This window comes from Runella sp. R5_40, from assembly GCF_057652295.1.
The window spans coordinates 52126-66988 of the sequence record NZ_JBYFCH010000022.1 but is presented as its reverse complement, the minus strand read 5'-3'; the positions used below and the strand labels follow the sequence as shown (position 1 = coordinate 66988).

12 protein-coding genes are annotated in these 14863 nt (G+C 45.7%); 3 read left to right on the top strand and 9 right to left on the bottom strand.

The window, feature by feature from the left end:
* Positions 1-190: 190 nt before the first annotated feature.
* Entirely contained in the window at positions 191-1717 is a 1527-nt protein-coding gene (gene amaB, locus AC23N5_RS25975; protein WP_487757776.1) for an L-piperidine-6-carboxylate dehydrogenase, read from the bottom strand.
* Between the two features lie 108 nt (positions 1718-1825).
* Positions 1826-2677 carry a helix-turn-helix domain-containing protein gene (locus AC23N5_RS25970; protein ID WP_487757775.1) on the bottom strand — a complete coding sequence of 284 codons (852 nt, stop codon included), beginning with the start codon at positions 2675-2677 and terminating at the stop codon, positions 1826-1828.
* Positions 2678-2927: 250 nt separating this feature from the next.
* On the opposite strand from AC23N5_RS25970, the gene AC23N5_RS25965 reads away from it, so the two are divergent.
* Together AC23N5_RS25965 and treF are read left to right on the top strand one after the other, a co-directional pair.
* The gene (locus AC23N5_RS25965; RefSeq protein WP_183978662.1) at positions 2928-4187 is read left to right on the top strand and encodes an MFS transporter; all 1260 of its coding nucleotides are present in this window, start codon (positions 2928-2930) and stop codon (positions 4185-4187) included.
* 74 nt (positions 4188-4261) lie between these two features.
* Positions 4262-5773: an alpha,alpha-trehalase TreF gene (treF, locus tag AC23N5_RS25960; RefSeq protein WP_487757774.1), complete on the top strand. Its 1512-nt coding sequence runs from the start codon at positions 4262-4264 to the stop codon at positions 5771-5773.
* Between the two features lie 62 nt (positions 5774-5835).
* Here treF and AC23N5_RS25955 read toward each other — a convergent pair whose 3' ends face one another.
* Positions 5836-7557 (bottom strand): alpha-amylase family protein, encoded by a 1722-nt coding sequence (locus AC23N5_RS25955; protein ID WP_487757809.1) that lies wholly within the window; start codon positions 7555-7557, stop codon positions 5836-5838.
* A 159-nt stretch (positions 7558-7716) separates the two neighbouring features.
* Between AC23N5_RS25955 and AC23N5_RS25950 the strand changes: the two genes are divergently transcribed.
* Positions 7717-8820 (top strand): glycosyltransferase, encoded by a 1104-nt coding sequence (locus AC23N5_RS25950; protein ID WP_487757773.1) that lies wholly within the window; start codon positions 7717-7719, stop codon positions 8818-8820.
* Positions 8821-8831: 11 nt separating this feature from the next.
* Here the strand turns inward: AC23N5_RS25950 and AC23N5_RS25945 are convergent, their stop codons facing one another.
* From AC23N5_RS25945 to AC23N5_RS25920, 6 genes are all read right to left on the bottom strand, one after another.
* Complete coding sequence (locus AC23N5_RS25945) at positions 8832-9845, bottom strand: formylglycine-generating enzyme family protein (RefSeq protein WP_487757772.1); 1014 nt, start codon at positions 9843-9845, stop codon at positions 8832-8834.
* A gap of 43 nt (positions 9846-9888) precedes the next feature.
* Entirely contained in the window at positions 9889-10032 is a 144-nt protein-coding gene (locus tag AC23N5_RS25940; protein ID WP_487757771.1) for a hypothetical protein, read from the bottom strand.
* Complete coding sequence (locus tag AC23N5_RS25935; RefSeq protein WP_487757770.1) at positions 10029-10307, bottom strand: DUF6934 family protein; 279 nt, start codon at positions 10305-10307, stop codon at positions 10029-10031. Before AC23N5_RS25935 ends, AC23N5_RS25940 begins: the two co-directional genes overlap by 4 nt.
* An 18-nt stretch (positions 10308-10325) precedes the next feature.
* Complete coding sequence (gene radA, locus AC23N5_RS25930; RefSeq protein ID WP_487757769.1) at positions 10326-11693, bottom strand: DNA repair protein RadA; 1368 nt, start codon at positions 11691-11693, stop codon at positions 10326-10328.
* Between the two features lie 303 nt (positions 11694-11996).
* Positions 11997-13283 carry a citrate synthase gene (locus AC23N5_RS25925; protein ID WP_183978672.1) on the bottom strand — a complete coding sequence of 429 codons (1287 nt, stop codon included), beginning with the start codon at positions 13281-13283 and terminating at the stop codon, positions 11997-11999.
* A 177-nt stretch (positions 13284-13460) separates the two neighbouring features.
* Entirely contained in the window at positions 13461-14732 is a 1272-nt protein-coding gene (locus AC23N5_RS25920) for a metal-dependent hydrolase family protein (RefSeq protein ID WP_487757768.1), read from the bottom strand.
* Positions 14733-14863 lie beyond the last annotated feature (131 nt).

The following is a 14863-nucleotide window of genomic DNA, read 5'->3' as shown; positions in this document are numbered from 1 at the left end:
TCGTGCTCAGGATTGGAAGACTTCCAGCCGACGGATGCAATAGTAAACCGATAGTTTCATCGGGGTTGTGAGCAACCCTTTCGTTGTGATTTGAGAATCCCAACGCACGCGCGTGAGCGGGATTCTCAAATCCCGCGTATGTGCGTAAAGTGTGTGCAAGGGTTCTCAAACCCTTGTGGTTTGTTCCAAACTAAAGCTCAAACTTTATCCCTTGTGCCAGCGGTAGCGTAGTGCCGTAATTGATGGTATTGGTTTGGCGGCGCATGTAAGCTTTCCACGCATCCGAACCTGACTCGCGGCCACCGCCCGTTTCTTTTTCTCCCCCAAAAGCTCCCCCAATTTCTGCGCCCGAAGTTCCGATATTAACATTCGCAATGCCGCAATCCGAACCTGTTTGGCTCAAAAATTGCTCCGCTTCGCGCAGATGCAAGGTGAAGATGGCCGACGAGAGTCCTTGAGGAACACCGTTTTGCAAGGCAATGGCTTCGTCAAGTGTTTTGTATTTGATTAAATAAAGAATCGGCGCAAAGGTTTCGTGTTGGACGACGGGCCAATGATTTTCGACTTCCGCAATGCAAGGCTTTACGTAACAACCCGACCCAAAGTCGTCGCCCGATAAGACGCGGGGTTCTACGGCAAACGTCCCGCCCAAGGCCCCCACTTGCGCTACGGCCGATTGGTAACTTTGCACCGCGGCTTCATCAATCAAAGGGCCAACGTGGTTATGAGCGTCCAACGGATTGCCAATGCGAAGCTGTCCGTAAGCTTTGACCAACTGATTCTTGACATCTTCGTAGATACTTTCGTGAATAATTAGGCGGCGAGTGGTGGTGCAACGCTGCCCTGCCGTGCCCACTGCCCCAAAAACAATGGCGGGAATGGCCAAGGGGAGATCGGCATGTTGCGAAACGATGATGGCGTTGTTGCCACCCAATTCTAACAAACTTCGTCCCAAACGCCCACCTACTGCTTGCCCGACGGCTTTCCCCATACGCGTGCTACCTGTGGCGGATACGAGCGGAATGCGCTCGTCATGCGAGAGCCATTCGCCCACTTCGCGACCACCCACAATCAGCCCCGAAACTCCTTCGGGTACGTCATTGGATTTCAATACCTCCTGAATAATATGCTGACAAGCAATGGCCGTCAAAGGCGTTTTTTCAGACGGTTTCCACACGCAGACATCGCCGCAGACCCAGGCCAGCATGGTATTCCACGACCAAACGGCTACGGGAAAATTGAAGGCTGAAATAATGCCGACAATGCCGATGGGATGCCATTGCTCATACATGCGGTGCGAAGGGCGTTCGCTGTGCATCGTCAGGCCGTATAATTGGCGTGAAAGCCCCACGGCAAAGTCGCAGATGTCGATAATCTCTTGTACTTCGCCAAGTCCTTCTTGGAGGCTTTTGCCCATTTCGTAGCTGACGAGCGTTCCTAATTCGGTTTTGTATTTTCTAAACTGTTCGCCCATTTGGCGCACAATTTCGCCGCGTTTTGGCGCGGGAACAAGCCGCCACGTTTTAAAAGCTTCTTGGGCTTGTCCTACGACGGTGTCGTAGTCTTGGCGATTTGCAGATTGTACTTTTCCAATAAGTTTACCATCTACGGGTGAGTACGAAGCGATTTCTTCGCCTTGTCCCGCCCACGTGGCTAATCCCGTACTGATACCATGATTTGATTCCGCGATGCGGAGTGCGTTAAGAATGTCTTGCATGTAAGTTAAGGCCGTCGAAACGGTTGATTTTTGGATGATTGATGAAGTTTCTGAAGCAAATGTACAATAAAAAAGACCTTATTCTGCGCAAAATCAGCTTTGTAGCGGCTAATTTGTAAGCGTCTTTCGATACACCGAAGGACTCTGATTTTTGTGGGCTTTGAAGACGCGATTAAAATACGCAATGTTGCCAAAACCACATTCAAAACTCACGTCGGTAATGCTTTTATCAGTAGCCAACAAACGACAGGCTTGATTGACACGGTATTGGTTCATAAAATCGGTAAAAGTAAGGTTCATCATTTTTTTGAAATAATGACAAAACGAAGGAACGGCCAAGTGAGCTACCGAGGCTACTTCTTGAATATCAACGGGTTTTTGGTAATTTTCTTCTACGTATTTGAGAATACGATTCAGCCGTGCTTCGTCTTTGGAATTAATTTCGAGTTTCAGTCCTTCCATGTTTAGAAGCGAGTAGTCTTGCGTATGCGCCAGCAAGTGCAAGATTTGAATAAGCTCCATCAACCGCTCAAAAGGGGATAACGTAAGGAGTTTTTTGAGCCGTTTTTGGATTTTGATTTTTGTCTCTCCGTGAAAACATACGCCTTGCTTCGACCGAGCAAACAACTGACGAATGGGCGTCATTTCGGGCATTTCTAAAAACTGTTCGCCCCAAAAATTTTCTTTCAACTGCACCACGATTTCTTCGTGTGGCCCGATGGCTTCTTGACCAAAACCTGAGTGCGGGAGGTTGGGGCCGATGAACACCAAGTCGCCGTCGTCGTATTGGCTGACGTGCGTCCCCACGTGCCGCCGTCCCGAACCGCCAAAAACACTGACGATTTCGTACTCGGGATGATAGTGGTATTGCCAACGAAAAAGCTCAGGCAAAACAACGTTGTGAATGATTCGGAAAGAGCTGCCCTCGTCGGGTTGGACAATTTCGTATTCAGTTTTCATACCCTGTGTTAAGCTATTTTTGGTAAAAATAAGGAAAAGATTCTTAATACAGGATAAAAACTGAACAATACAAGTTTATTTTTTTACCAAAAAAAAGTTGAATTTTGTTGTGAAAAAATTGGACTTGGCTTTATCTCACTCACCTATGATGAAAGGGGAGCGCTTTCAACCGCTCCCCTTCCTTTTTCCCACCGATTTTCGTTCTATTGTCGCTCGACCCTTAAACGTCTAACCATAACCAATTCTCTAAATGCAATCGTACTGGAAAGTTAAGCTGTCGATTTTTCTAAATTATTTCGTTTTTGCCATTTTGCTCAATAGCGTAGGAACGGTGATTTTGCAAGTTCAACGCACCTACGGCGTCTCCGAAACTTCTGCCTCGGTGCTCGAAGCTTTCAAAGATTTGACCATTGCGGCCGTATCATTTATAGTTGCTTCTTATATCAACCGATTGGGATACAAACGTGCTATGTTGATTGCCTTGGGTGGCAATGCGTTGATTTGTTTTTTAATGCCTACCATTCATTCGTTTGGAATGACCAAACTCCTTTTTGCCGTTGCAGGTGCGGGTTTTGCGCTCATCAAAGTGTCGGTCTATGGTACGATTGGCTTGGTGACGGCGGATAAAAAAGAGCATATCAGTCTCATGAATTTCATTGAGTCTTTCTTTATGATTGGGATATTAACTGGCTACTTTATTTTTACCAGTTTTATGGACGAATCCACTCCCACGGCTTGGCTCAATGTGTATTATATGCTCGGAGGCATTGCGTTGGTGGCTTTCTTGCTTCTCCTAACGACTCCTCTGGATGAGTCATCGTTAAAGGTCGATAGCAGTAAGCCCGTTTTTGAAGATTTTGCGGAAATGCTCCGCTTGGTCATCTTGCCTTTGGTGTTGGTGTTTGTGATATGCGCGTTTACCTACGTTTTGATTGAGCAAAGCATCATGAGTTGGCTACCGACTTTTAATAATAAAGTGCTAAAACTGCCCGCAACTTTGAGCATTCAAATGGCTAGTTTATTGGCGATTGCGACGGCATTGGGTCGTTTTTTGGCGGGTGTTGTGTTAAAAAGACTCAACTGGATGGTGGTGCTGGTTGGCTGCTTGGTGATTTCGGCGGGCTTGGTACTGATTGCCCTACCGCTGGCAGAAGGTGTAGATACGTCAGCCGTGACAGGCTGGGGAAATGCGCCCGTGGCGGCATTCATTTTTCCAATGATTGGGTTATTTTTAGCACCTATTTACCCTGCCATTAATTCGCTTATTCTGAGCTCATTACCCGTCAAACAGCACGGAATTATGTCAGGACTGATTGTGATTTTTTCGGCATTGGGTGGAACAACGGGCTCACTCATAACGGGTTATGTATTTGAACATTATGGGGGACAAACGGCTTTCTATTTTTCACTTTTACCCATCAGCATTTTGACCGTCGCGCTGTTTTTCTTTAGCCGCCTACAAGGCTCAAATAGCTCCGTTGATATTAGCGGTGCGGGAGCAGGACATTGAACTTCCCGAAAGTTTTAAACTTTCGGGAAGTTTTAGGGCGGAAGTTTCAGAATATACCAAAATAACGTTGTAAGATGACTATTTCAGAAGCACAAAAATCAGGTTTTTTGTTGGCCGAATCATTGGGCGACTTATACGAAGATGTCCAACAAAGTGCGCTATTTTCGGACTCTAAAACGTTTATGGATGCCGTAGCTCAACAACCTATCGAACAGATTGTTGAGGCGTATTTGGTTCAAAAACAGACGCCTTCGTTCGATTTAGCCAGTTTTGTAACGGCGCATTTTTTGCTTCCTACTGAGCAGCCAACGGGGTATTATAACGACGCTTCCAAACCCATCAAACAGCACATCGAAGACCTGTGGACGGTTTTGACACGACAGCCGCAAGATACGGGCGGAACCTTAATTCCGTTGCCTTATTCGTATGTTGTGCCTGGCGGACGCTTTCGAGAGGTATATTATTGGGATTCGTACTTTACCATGTTGGGCTTGCAAGTCTCAAAGCGGACAGATTTGATTGAGGCGATGGTCAATAATTTTGCGTATCTGATTGATCACGTGGGTTTTATTCCCAACGGTAACCGAACGTATTACCTTGGGCGTTCGCAGCCGCCGTTTTTTGCGTTGATGGTTTCGTTGCTGGCCGAAGAAATAGGGGAGGAAGTGTGGAAACGTTATTTGCCACAACTGGAGAAAGAATATTCGTTTTGGATGAAGGAAGAAAATGGGGAGTTGGAAGCTAGTTTTCGGCGAATAATCTTACCAAACGGTGCCGTGCTGAATCGTTATTGGGACGACAATGCCCTGCCCCGCCCCGAAGCTTACAAAGAGGATGTTGAATTGGCGCATGAAGCGTCTCATTCGTCGCCCGAAACAGTGTATCGGCACGTTCGCGCGGCGGCCGAATCGGGTTGGGATTTTAGCAGCCGTTGGTTTACAGAAGGCCAATCCATGACGACTATTCATACCACTGATTTGCTCCCCGTTGACCTGAATTGCCTTCTTTTATTTTTAGAACAATCGCTTGAACGGGCTTATCGGTTGCAAAATAACCTTGTCAAAGCGGAGGAACTAGCGGGATTGGCATCGCAACGAGCAGCGGCCATCCAAACGTATTGTTGGGATGCTTCGCAGGCGTTTTATGTGGATTATAATTGGGTAGAACAAGTCCCTTCCCCAAATTTGACCTTGGCCGCTACCTTTCCGTTGTTTTTTGGGGTGGCTACTCCCGAACAGGCGAAATGGGTCGCGAGTCAATTAGAAGAAAAATTCTTAAAAACAGGAGGTTTAATCACCACTTTACAAACCACTCCTCAGCAGTGGGATGCGCCCAACGGCTGGGCACCTTTGCAATGGATGGCATACGCTGGAGCAAAACGCTACGGCCTTACCGATGTCGCCGATAAGATTGCGCAAAATTGGACAAAAAACTGTGAGTCATACTACCAAAAAACGGGCAAACTCATGGAAAAATACAACGTTCAAACGGACGAGCTATCGGCCCAAGGAGGTGAGTACCCCAACCAAGACGGATTCGGATGGACCAATGGGGTGTATCTAAAAATGAAGCAGGAGCTAGGTTAGACTATCCAAGTTTTCAAAACTTGGATAGTCTAATCGTCAGCATTTATAAAGCCGAGGGACTTTTATTTCGCTTTTTTGATTTCAAAAATCCGCACGCTGTTGGCCTCCATCTCTACCGAAACACCTTTTTGAGCTTCTATTGTGAGCGTTTCGGGGTGCATAAAGATTTCTTTTAATGTATAATTCCCCGTCGCCGAAAGTCCCATCGTTTCCCAGGCGTGGGCGGGTAGTTGAATGGTTGCTTTTGCGCCTTGTTGTAAATCAAAGTTGCAGACAATCAAGAGTTTTTGTTTGTCGGTATGGCGCAAGTAGGTGTACATTTTGGCGCTGTTGTAACCCGCAGTTTGACCGTTAGCGTATTGCAAATCATAAAACGCACCGTTTTGAATCGCGTCCGAAGTGTTGGTCAGTTTTAGTAAATCTTGGTAAAACTTGCGCAGTGTTTTTTGGTCGGGCGAAAGTTTTCCTCCGTCAAATTTTCCACCGTTGACCCACGCTTGGTATTCGGGTACGCCCCAATAGTCAAACATCGTTGTGCGTCCATCTTCCCCCGAAAAACCTTCGGCTACCGTTGGGGTAACACCTACTTCTTGGCCAAAATAAAGCATCAACGGCCCCGTGTGGAGCGTAGCCGAAACAACCATGGCAGGAATGGCGTATAATGGATTTTTAGCAAAATAGGTGGAAGCAATGCGGTGTTCGTCGTGGTTTTCGAGGAAACGAAGCATTCGATTGCTAAAATTCCCTGATTCGTTTTGCCAAACGCGCGTGATGTCGCCCGTATGTCCGTGACCTTCCATCAAACGGCGGAGGGAATCGTACAGACCTACTTTGTCGTAGAGATAGTCAAATTTTCCGTTGAAAAGGTAATTGTGGTATTCGGCAGGATTGTAGATTTCGGCAATGAAGATTTGATTTGGATACACCTTTTTTACTTCAGGAATCACCCATCCCCAAAACTCAAAAGGCACCATTTCGGCCATGTCGCACCGAAAACCATCGACGCCCTTTTGCGCCCAATACAGCAAAATATCTCGCATTTTGAGCCAAGTGCTCGGAATCGGGTCAAAGTGCTTTTGGCGGCCGTTGAGGTAATCAACCCCATAGTTCAATTTAATGGTTTCAAACCAGTCGTTGATGCTAGGTTTTGCTGCAAAAACGTCGTTTCCAGTCGCTTTGGCGGGATTTTCGGCATAGGGAAATGCTTCAACCCCTGGTGGAATTGGAACGTTGTCGGGTACTTGAAACGCTTGATTGGGGAGGTAATAAAAGTTGTTTTGAGGGTCAAAAGGAACGTTTTTGTTGTCATCTTCCCCAAAATCTTTGACACCTTGGGGCTTCATATCCGAATGATACTGCCGCGCAACGTGGTTGGGGACGCAATCGATAATTACCTTCAAGTTGGCTTTGTGTGACCGTTCTACGAGGGCTTCAAATTCCTTCATACGATTTGGGACATCAACGGCCAAATCAGGATTGACGTCGTAGTAATCCTTGATGGCGTAGGGCGAACCCGCAATTCCTTTGACCACGTACGGGTTGTCTTTTGGGATGCCAAAAACCGAATAATCGGTCATGGTAGCATGCTCAATAACACCCGTGAACCAAACGTGTGAAATGCCGAATTTTTTGAGCGAAGTGAGGGCTTTGTCGTTAATGTCGTTGAATTTTCCAACGCCGTTTTCGTCGCGACTTCCGTAAAATTTGTTGGTGGTTTTTAGGTTGCCAAAGAGGCGGGTGTAAATTTGGTAAACTACAATTTTGTCAGAGGTGGGTAAAGACATACGCGGTGAAAATTTAGGTGAAGGCTGGGCAAGTGATTGAAAAGTTGATGCTACAGCAACCACTCCCAAGATGGTTTTGGTGAGTGCTTTCATTGATCATAGGTTAGTTAAAAAAAGGTTCTTTTTTCAAAAATAGGCGGATTAGCGCATATTTGCAAGATGCAAGACGTCACTTCTCCTCCGCGTGTTCTTTTAGTAAGTACGGTTCATCCTGCCACCGACCCTCGGATTGTGGGGAAAATTGCGTCAAGTTTACAGCAGCACTTTGAAGTGCAGGTACTTTTGCCCGAGCAACCTGTTTCGGGTGCGTTTTTGAAAGTTCGGTTTCCCTTTTTCAAACGGATTTGGCAAAGGGTATTGGTGGCTCAACCCGTGATATTGCTTCATTTTCTGAGAACCCGCCCGCAATTTGTTCATATTTTTGTGGCCGAGTTGCTGCCATTAGCCTTTGTTTTTCAGTGGCTTGGCGCAGAAGTGATTTATGAAGTACAGGAAAATTTATACAAAAAGATTCCTCTCAAAACCTATAACCGCGGTTGGCTTTGGGTGCGTCTTTTTCAGTTTTTTGACCAACGTGCCCGAAAGCGCTTCAAGTTTGTTTTTACCGAAGACGCTTACCTCAGCGAATACCAGAACCTGAAGAAAGCCTATGCGGTAGTTCACAATTTTGCTGCTTCGGAGTGGCTTTCGGTACCTCCGCCCGTTCCAAATCTTAACCAACCTACTTTTTTTTACGCAGGAGTTATAAGTGTTGAACGGGCGTATGATACGCTTGTAAAAGCAATTGTTGTTGTCAAAAAGAAATACCCTTCGGTTCGTGTTCAGCTGTTTGGCCCCGTACGTATCCCTAACGTGACCCAACTAGAAGGGCATCAAGAAGTAAATGAGAATCTGATTTTTTACGGTTACCGAACTCAATCAGAGGCGTTTGTATATGCCCGTGAGGCATTGGCGGGCATCGCATTGCTCAAGCCCGTTGGCGATTATATCGATTCTTATCCTACCAAATTGTTTGATTACATGGCGTTAGCGTTGCCCGTCATCACGTCCGATTTGCCGTTGTTAACAAATGTCGTCAATGAAAGCCAATGCGGGTTTTGCGTCAATCCGTATGATGCAGATGCGTTGGCAGAACAGCTGATTTGGTGCATCGAAAATCCCCAAAATTTAAAAAAAATGGGGGCGAATGGCCGTAATGCAATAATGGAAAAATACAATTGGGACAATGAAGCCAAAAAGCTGGTTGAATTGTACCGAAAATAGACACTGCACTATTATTTCACATCTTTCACGCAACGAAAACCGACGTGAAAAAGGCTAGTTTCGGGAGTGGAGGAGGAGCGCCCCGATACCCGATACCCGTGACACCAAGTGGGTTCGCACAAAAACGAACCACCGCGTTGGGCACGTTCGGCCGAAATATCATCCTCGCGAACGGGCACTCTAAATAATGCTTCGTAGTTAAATTTTAAGTTTGATTGCCATTCCCAAACGTTCCCGCTCATGTCGGTGAGGCCGAGGGGAGTTTTACCAAATTTCCCTACGGGCGAAGTATAAAAGAAACCGTCTTCGTTGAAGTTTTTGACGGGAAATTTGCCTTGCCAAATGTTGGCATTGTACTTGCCTCCCGTCTGAATATCGTTGCCCCAAGGGTAAAATGTACGGCTATTGTTGGCGTTGCGGGCGGCGTGTTCCCATTCCATTTCGCAAGGAAGGCGTTTGCCTGCCCATTGGGCGTAGGCGTTAGCATCGTTCCAAGAAACTTGCGTAACAGGATGATTATCAGGTGCAGCAGGAAAGTCTGCCCCCATTGGGTGATGCCAGTTGGCACCGTCTTTCAGAATCCATTGTTGCTGCGTTGACTCATCAATGATACCGCCGTTGCCAAATTTTTCGGCTTCAGTTTTGTAATTGGTCGCTTCCACAAATGCCCGAAATTCGCCTACTGTGACGGGGTGTTCGTCTATATAAAAAGGAGCTATTTTGGCCCAAAAAGAGGGACGTTCGTGCTGATGACCATCGTCGGAACCAATCTGCACAACTCCACCTTGCACGTAAACCATCCCTTTGGGGGACTTGGTTTGGGTTGGTGCTGTGACCGTCGTATCCGAAGGTTTGTCTAGCCCTATGTATAAAACAGTTGGGGGAAAGCCAAGTTCTTTCGTCAAGGCTTCGTTGAGGGCCACTGTTTTTGTTTCTTCTTGTTGCTGCTTCGAATCGTCGGTTGACTGACAGCCTGCAAAAAGTAAACCTATCGAAAGGAAATAAAGTGAAAAATAGTGCGACATGCTGAGAAATCCCTGTTTGGTTATAAACAGAGCGTATAAATTATTAAGCAGTTTTGCTTTGTAGTGCCTTATACAGTTTCTTGTTTAACTCACGGTACTTAAATTTCGAGAGCTCTTTCATCGAATCAAAAGCTTCAGGTAATGCTTCTTTTTTCTTTGTTTTTATAGGTTTTTCGAGTGATTTCATAAGTTTGGAAGTTTCTTATTAAATGAAATGATAAAGCCAATATACGATATTTGAATAGTAGTTGCTATTACTTTATCTCTGTCATTATTGTTTGAAACAGTTATAAAACTCACTTTCCCATTTGAAAGTTGGTCTCCAAGAGAAAGATTATAGAAGTTAGGTATGTCTGTTTTGTCAAAATACACCAATTTTCTAATCTTTCGAGGGCCAATACTTTCAAACTCAAACCTATGTGCATTATCTAAGATAGAAAACTGATAAAATGGATGTTGCATCTAATAAAAATCATTGATTTACTTCAAAACTTCCCCAAAAACCTCATCAAGTTTCGCAACGGGGATAATTTGGATGTTGTAGTTTTTGAAAATCAACCCTTTGACGTTGTATTTGGAAATGTAAATTTTCTTGAAACCGAGCTTTTCAGCTTCCGCAATTCGCCCTTCGATTCGATTGACAGCCCGTACTTCGCCACCCAGCCCGACTTCCCCCGCAAAACAAATGGAAGGGGGGACGTAAGAATCTTCGTACGAAGAAGCAAGGGAGGTAACGACTGCCAAGTCGATGGCGGGGTCTTCGACGCGAAGGCCGCCTGCTACATTAAGGAAAACATCTTGCGTTCCTAACCGAAAACCGCCTCTTTTTTCGAGTACGGCCAACAGCATTTGTAGGCGTTTGTTGTCAAAACCCGTACTGCTACGTTGGGGTGTTCCGTAGTTAGCGATACTCACAAGCGACTGAATTTCAATCTTTAAGGGCCTGTTTCCTTCTAGCATTGACCCAATCGTAATGCCGCTGAGGTGCTCTTCTCGTTGGGAGATTAAAATTTCGGATGGGTTGGTGACTTGACGAAGTCCCGAACCTAACATTTCGTAGATTCCTAATTCGGAGGTGCTACCAAAACGGTTTTTGGTTGTGCGTAAAATACGGTAAGTCGTATGGCGGTCGCCCTCAAATTGTAGCACGGTGTCCACCATGTGTTCGAGGGTTTTGGGGCCTGCGAGGTTACCATCTTTGGTAATATGTCCAATCATAAACACGGGAACCCCGCTTTCTTTGGCATATTTCATTAACTCAGCCGCGCATTGACGCACCTGCGACACACTACCCGCGCCTGACTCTATCAGCGACGATTGCATGGTTTGGATAGAGTCGATGATGAGGACATCGGGGTCAAATTCTTCGATTTGACGGAAAATATTGTCGGTGGAGGTTTCGGTAAGGATAAAGCAGTTGTTGTTTTTACTGCTCAGACGCTCCGCTCGCATTTTAATTTGCGATTCGCTTTCTTCTCCCGAAACGTACAACACTTTTTGGGTAAGCGTAAGGGCGATTTGGAGCATCAACGTTGATTTCCCAATGCCAGGCTCGCCTCCAATCAATACCAGTGAACCTAACACAATCCCTCCCCCCAAAACACGATTAAGCTCGGCATCGGAAGTGACGATGCGAGGTTCTTCTTCGTATTTTATTTCGTTGATGGCTTTCGGTTTGGGGGCTAAACTCACCGATTTCCACTGGGCCAACGGCCCTTTTTTGTCTTCTTTTTCAATGACTTCTTCCACCAAAGTATTCCACTCACCACAAGACGGGCAACGCCCCATCCATTTTGTAGCTTGGTGGCCACAGTTTTGACAGAAATAGGCTGTTTTTACTTTTGCCATGTAAGAATGTAATTGGTTTTTGCTGCACTTATAGGTGAAACGTATTAAAATAAAGTGGCCTCAACGCTCGGCACAAGATGTCACCCCGATTGGGCTTTGAGGATAGTTTGCGTTATTCTTTCTACTAAGATTTAGCCCCTCTGGCGCATTCTGTCGAGTTATTTGCTTTGTTGCTATTAAGGTTTTGCCCTTTTGGGGCATTGTAGCGATTAACTTGTGCTTTCGCATTTTAGTCATCATCTAAACAAAAAGCGTTGACAGTGACTCCACCATCAACGCTTTTTATATGAAAATGGAGGCATTCTAGCGCTCGTTCATTGGAACAAAATCGCGAGGAGTAGCACCTGTGTAAATCTGACGTGGACGGCCAATTGGCTCCTTGTTGGTACGCATTTCTTTCCACTGAGCAATCCAGCCTGGAAGGCGACCAATCGCAAACATCACCGTAAACATGTTGGTAGGAATACCCAAAGCGCGGTAAATGATGCCTGAATAGAAGTCAACGTTTGGATACAAGCGACGGCTCACGAAGTATGGGTCGTGAAGGGCCGCCTCTTCCAATCCTTTGGCAATTTCCAAAACTGGGTCGTTTACGCCCAATTTTGCCAATACATCATCCGCCGCTTTTTTAATGATTTTGGCGCGTGGGTCAAAGTTTTTGTAAACACGGTGGCCGAAACCAAACAAACGGAAACCGCTTGTTTTTGCGTTTTTCGCCATGTCCACGTATTTTGCCACATCACCGCCGTCGGCTTTGATGTCTTCCAACATTTCGATAACCTCTTGGTTGGCACCACCGTGGAGCGGACCCCACAAGGCACAGATACCCGCCGAAATCGAAGAGTAAATGTTGGCTTTTGAAGAACCTACCAAGCGAACCGTTGACGTAGAACAGTTTTGCTCGTGGTCAGCGTGGAGAATCAATAGTTTGTTGAGGGCTTTTGAAACAACTGGATCGACCTTATAATCTTCCACGGGCAACGCAAACATCATGTGAAGGAAGTTAGAGCAGTAGTCCAACTCATTCTTAGGATAGTTTACTGGGTGGCCTTGTGATTTTTTGAACGACCAAGTCGCGATGGTTGGCAATTTGGCCAACAAACGAATGATATGAAGTTCTGTGCTATCAGGGGCTTTTTCATCGTACGAATCTGGGTAAAAAGCGCTCATGGCACTTACTAACGACGACAACACGCCCATCGGGTGAGCGTTTACGGGGAAGCCATCGAAAATTCTGCGCATATCTTCGTTTACCATCGTATGGATGCGAATTTTATGCTCAAACGCCTCGTATTCGGCTTGCGTTGGAAGCTCTCCGTAAATTAATAAGTAGGCTACTTCCAAAAAAGTAGCTTTTTCCGCAAGTTCTTCAATTGAGTATCCACGATACCGCAAAATCCCTTCTTCTCCGTCCAAAAATGTAATGGCACTTTTGGTTGCACCCGTGTTTTTATAACCACTGTCAATCGTTATATAACCTGTGGTATCACGAAGAGTGTTGATGTCGATGGCTTTTTCTTTTTCCGACCCTTCGATGGTAGGAAATTCATAGGTTTTTCCTTCTACTATTAATTGTGCTTTATCTGACATACAGTGGGTATTTATGAATATTAGATGGATTTGGACTAAGCTACAATTTTCCGAAAAAATTTCGGATTTTCTTAGTGAAAACCTACTTTTTTTAAACGTTTTTCGCAAAATAAGTATTGATATACGTTGTTTGCGGAGTTCTAATGCCGTTAAAAAAGTAGGGTACTAAGACCTTTACTAATGTTGAATTTCTCCATTTTTGATGACCAATTTGACATTGCGAACGTCGTTTATCCGAAGGTCGGGGCGTCCTTCAACCGCCACTAAATCAGCCAAAAAGCCTGTTTTGATTTGGCCTAGTTGTTCTTGGTGAAAAACGCGAGCGTTGACCGACGTCGCCGAACGCAGCACGTCGAGGGGTTTCATGCCATAATCGACCATCATTTCCATTTCACGGGCATTGTCTCCGTGAGTAAAAACACCTACGTCGCCTCCGAAACAAATCGTAACTCCCGCATCTAGGGCTTGTTGGAATGTCTTTCGTTTGTTTTTGATTCTTTCGGGTTCGGGTTCAATGCCTTTTTTCCAACCTCGGTATTGCGTAATGGCATCGCCTGCGGCCAAGGTAGGGCAGAGTGCAACGCCCTTTTCTTTCATCAGCGCAAAGATTTCGGGCGTACCTGCATCGCCGTGTTCGAGGGTTTCGCATCCCCCTAAAATCGCCCTGCGCATCCCTTCGACACTCCCTGCGTGGGCAATGACGGGGCGGCCGCTACTCTGTGCGGTTTCTACAATAAGTTTGATTTCGTCAATCAAAAAAGTAGGGCGGGCTTCACCCATCAAACCCCACCGATAATCGGCATAAATCTTGATGACATCGGCTCCTTTTCCGATTTGATTTCGTACGGCGCGTATGAGCGGGTCGCGGCCGTCGGCTTCTTCTGCACCTTGGGGTACGGTTACATCGGTACTAAAACCTTTGGGTGCGTAACTTCCCGTGGCAATCAGGGCTTTGGTGGCAATAATCATGCGTGGGCCTGGGACAATTCCTTGTTGTATGGCTTGTTTTAAGCCAACGTCGTCAAACTCAGCTCCTTCTGTTCCCAAGTCGCGTACGGTTGTAAATCCTGCCATTAAGGTTTTTTTGGCGTGAACAACCGCTCGTGAGGTACGAAGGGAACGTGCTTCTTTTAGCACTTGGTCGTCCCAAGTTGTTTCGTTGTAGGGGTGTAAAAACAAATGGGAATGCCCTTCGATAAAGCCAGGAAGTAGCGTACACCCCTTTAAATCAATGATTTCAGCTTTGGACGACTGAGTTACTGTGGCAACCGTTTTGGCATCACCTACGGCTACTATTTTATCGTTTACAACCAGTACATACCAATTTTCGCGAATTTCTTGCCCATCAAAAATGCGGTCGGGGCGTAGCAGGTACGATTTCTGAGCGACAACGGAATTAGCCGCCAAAAGAACTATCCAAATGATTCGATTTAGTTGATGAAGTGACATGCTTGTTAATTTGTATCCTACAAAAATAGGCGTCAAACTGCATTTATAACCTCAAAATGTACCTGAAAGTTTTAACATTTAGCTAAAAACTGAACGTTGGCGGTGATTTTTAAGGAACTAAAAGAAGGTTT

Excerpts from the sequence above, each read along its gene's own strand:
- AC23N5_RS25955 (WP_487757809.1), bottom strand. The coding sequence starts at position 7,557 with ATGTCTTTACCCACCTCTGACAAAATTGTAGTTTACCAAATTTACACC.
- AC23N5_RS25970 (WP_487757775.1), bottom strand. The coding sequence starts at position 2,677 with ATGAAAACTGAATACGAAATTGTCCAACCCGACGAGGGCAGCTCTTTC.
- AC23N5_RS25950 (WP_487757773.1), top strand. The coding sequence starts at position 7,717 with ATGCAAGACGTCACTTCTCCTCCGCGTGTTCTTTTAGTAAGTACGGTT.
- AC23N5_RS25940 (WP_487757771.1), bottom strand. The coding sequence starts at position 10,032 with ATGAAATCACTCGAAAAACCTATAAAAACAAAGAAAAAAGAAGCATTA.
- radA (WP_487757769.1), bottom strand. The coding sequence starts at position 11,693 with ATGGCAAAAGTAAAAACAGCCTATTTCTGTCAAAACTGTGGCCACCAA.
- amaB (WP_487757776.1), bottom strand. The coding sequence starts at position 1,717 with ATGCAAGACATTCTTAACGCACTCCGCATCGCGGAATCAAATCATGGT.
- AC23N5_RS25920 (WP_487757768.1), bottom strand. The coding sequence starts at position 14,732 with ATGTCACTTCATCAACTAAATCGAATCATTTGGATAGTTCTTTTGGCG.
- treF (WP_487757774.1), top strand. The coding sequence starts at position 4,262 with ATGACTATTTCAGAAGCACAAAAATCAGGTTTTTTGTTGGCCGAATCA.
- AC23N5_RS25925 (WP_183978672.1), bottom strand. The coding sequence starts at position 13,283 with ATGTCAGATAAAGCACAATTAATAGTAGAAGGAAAAACCTATGAATTT.
- AC23N5_RS25945 (WP_487757772.1), bottom strand. The coding sequence starts at position 9,845 with ATGTCGCACTATTTTTCACTTTATTTCCTTTCGATAGGTTTACTTTTT.
- AC23N5_RS25965 (WP_183978662.1), top strand. The coding sequence starts at position 2,928 with ATGCAATCGTACTGGAAAGTTAAGCTGTCGATTTTTCTAAATTATTTC.
- AC23N5_RS25935 (WP_487757770.1), bottom strand. The coding sequence starts at position 10,307 with ATGCAACATCCATTTTATCAGTTTTCTATCTTAGATAATGCACATAGG.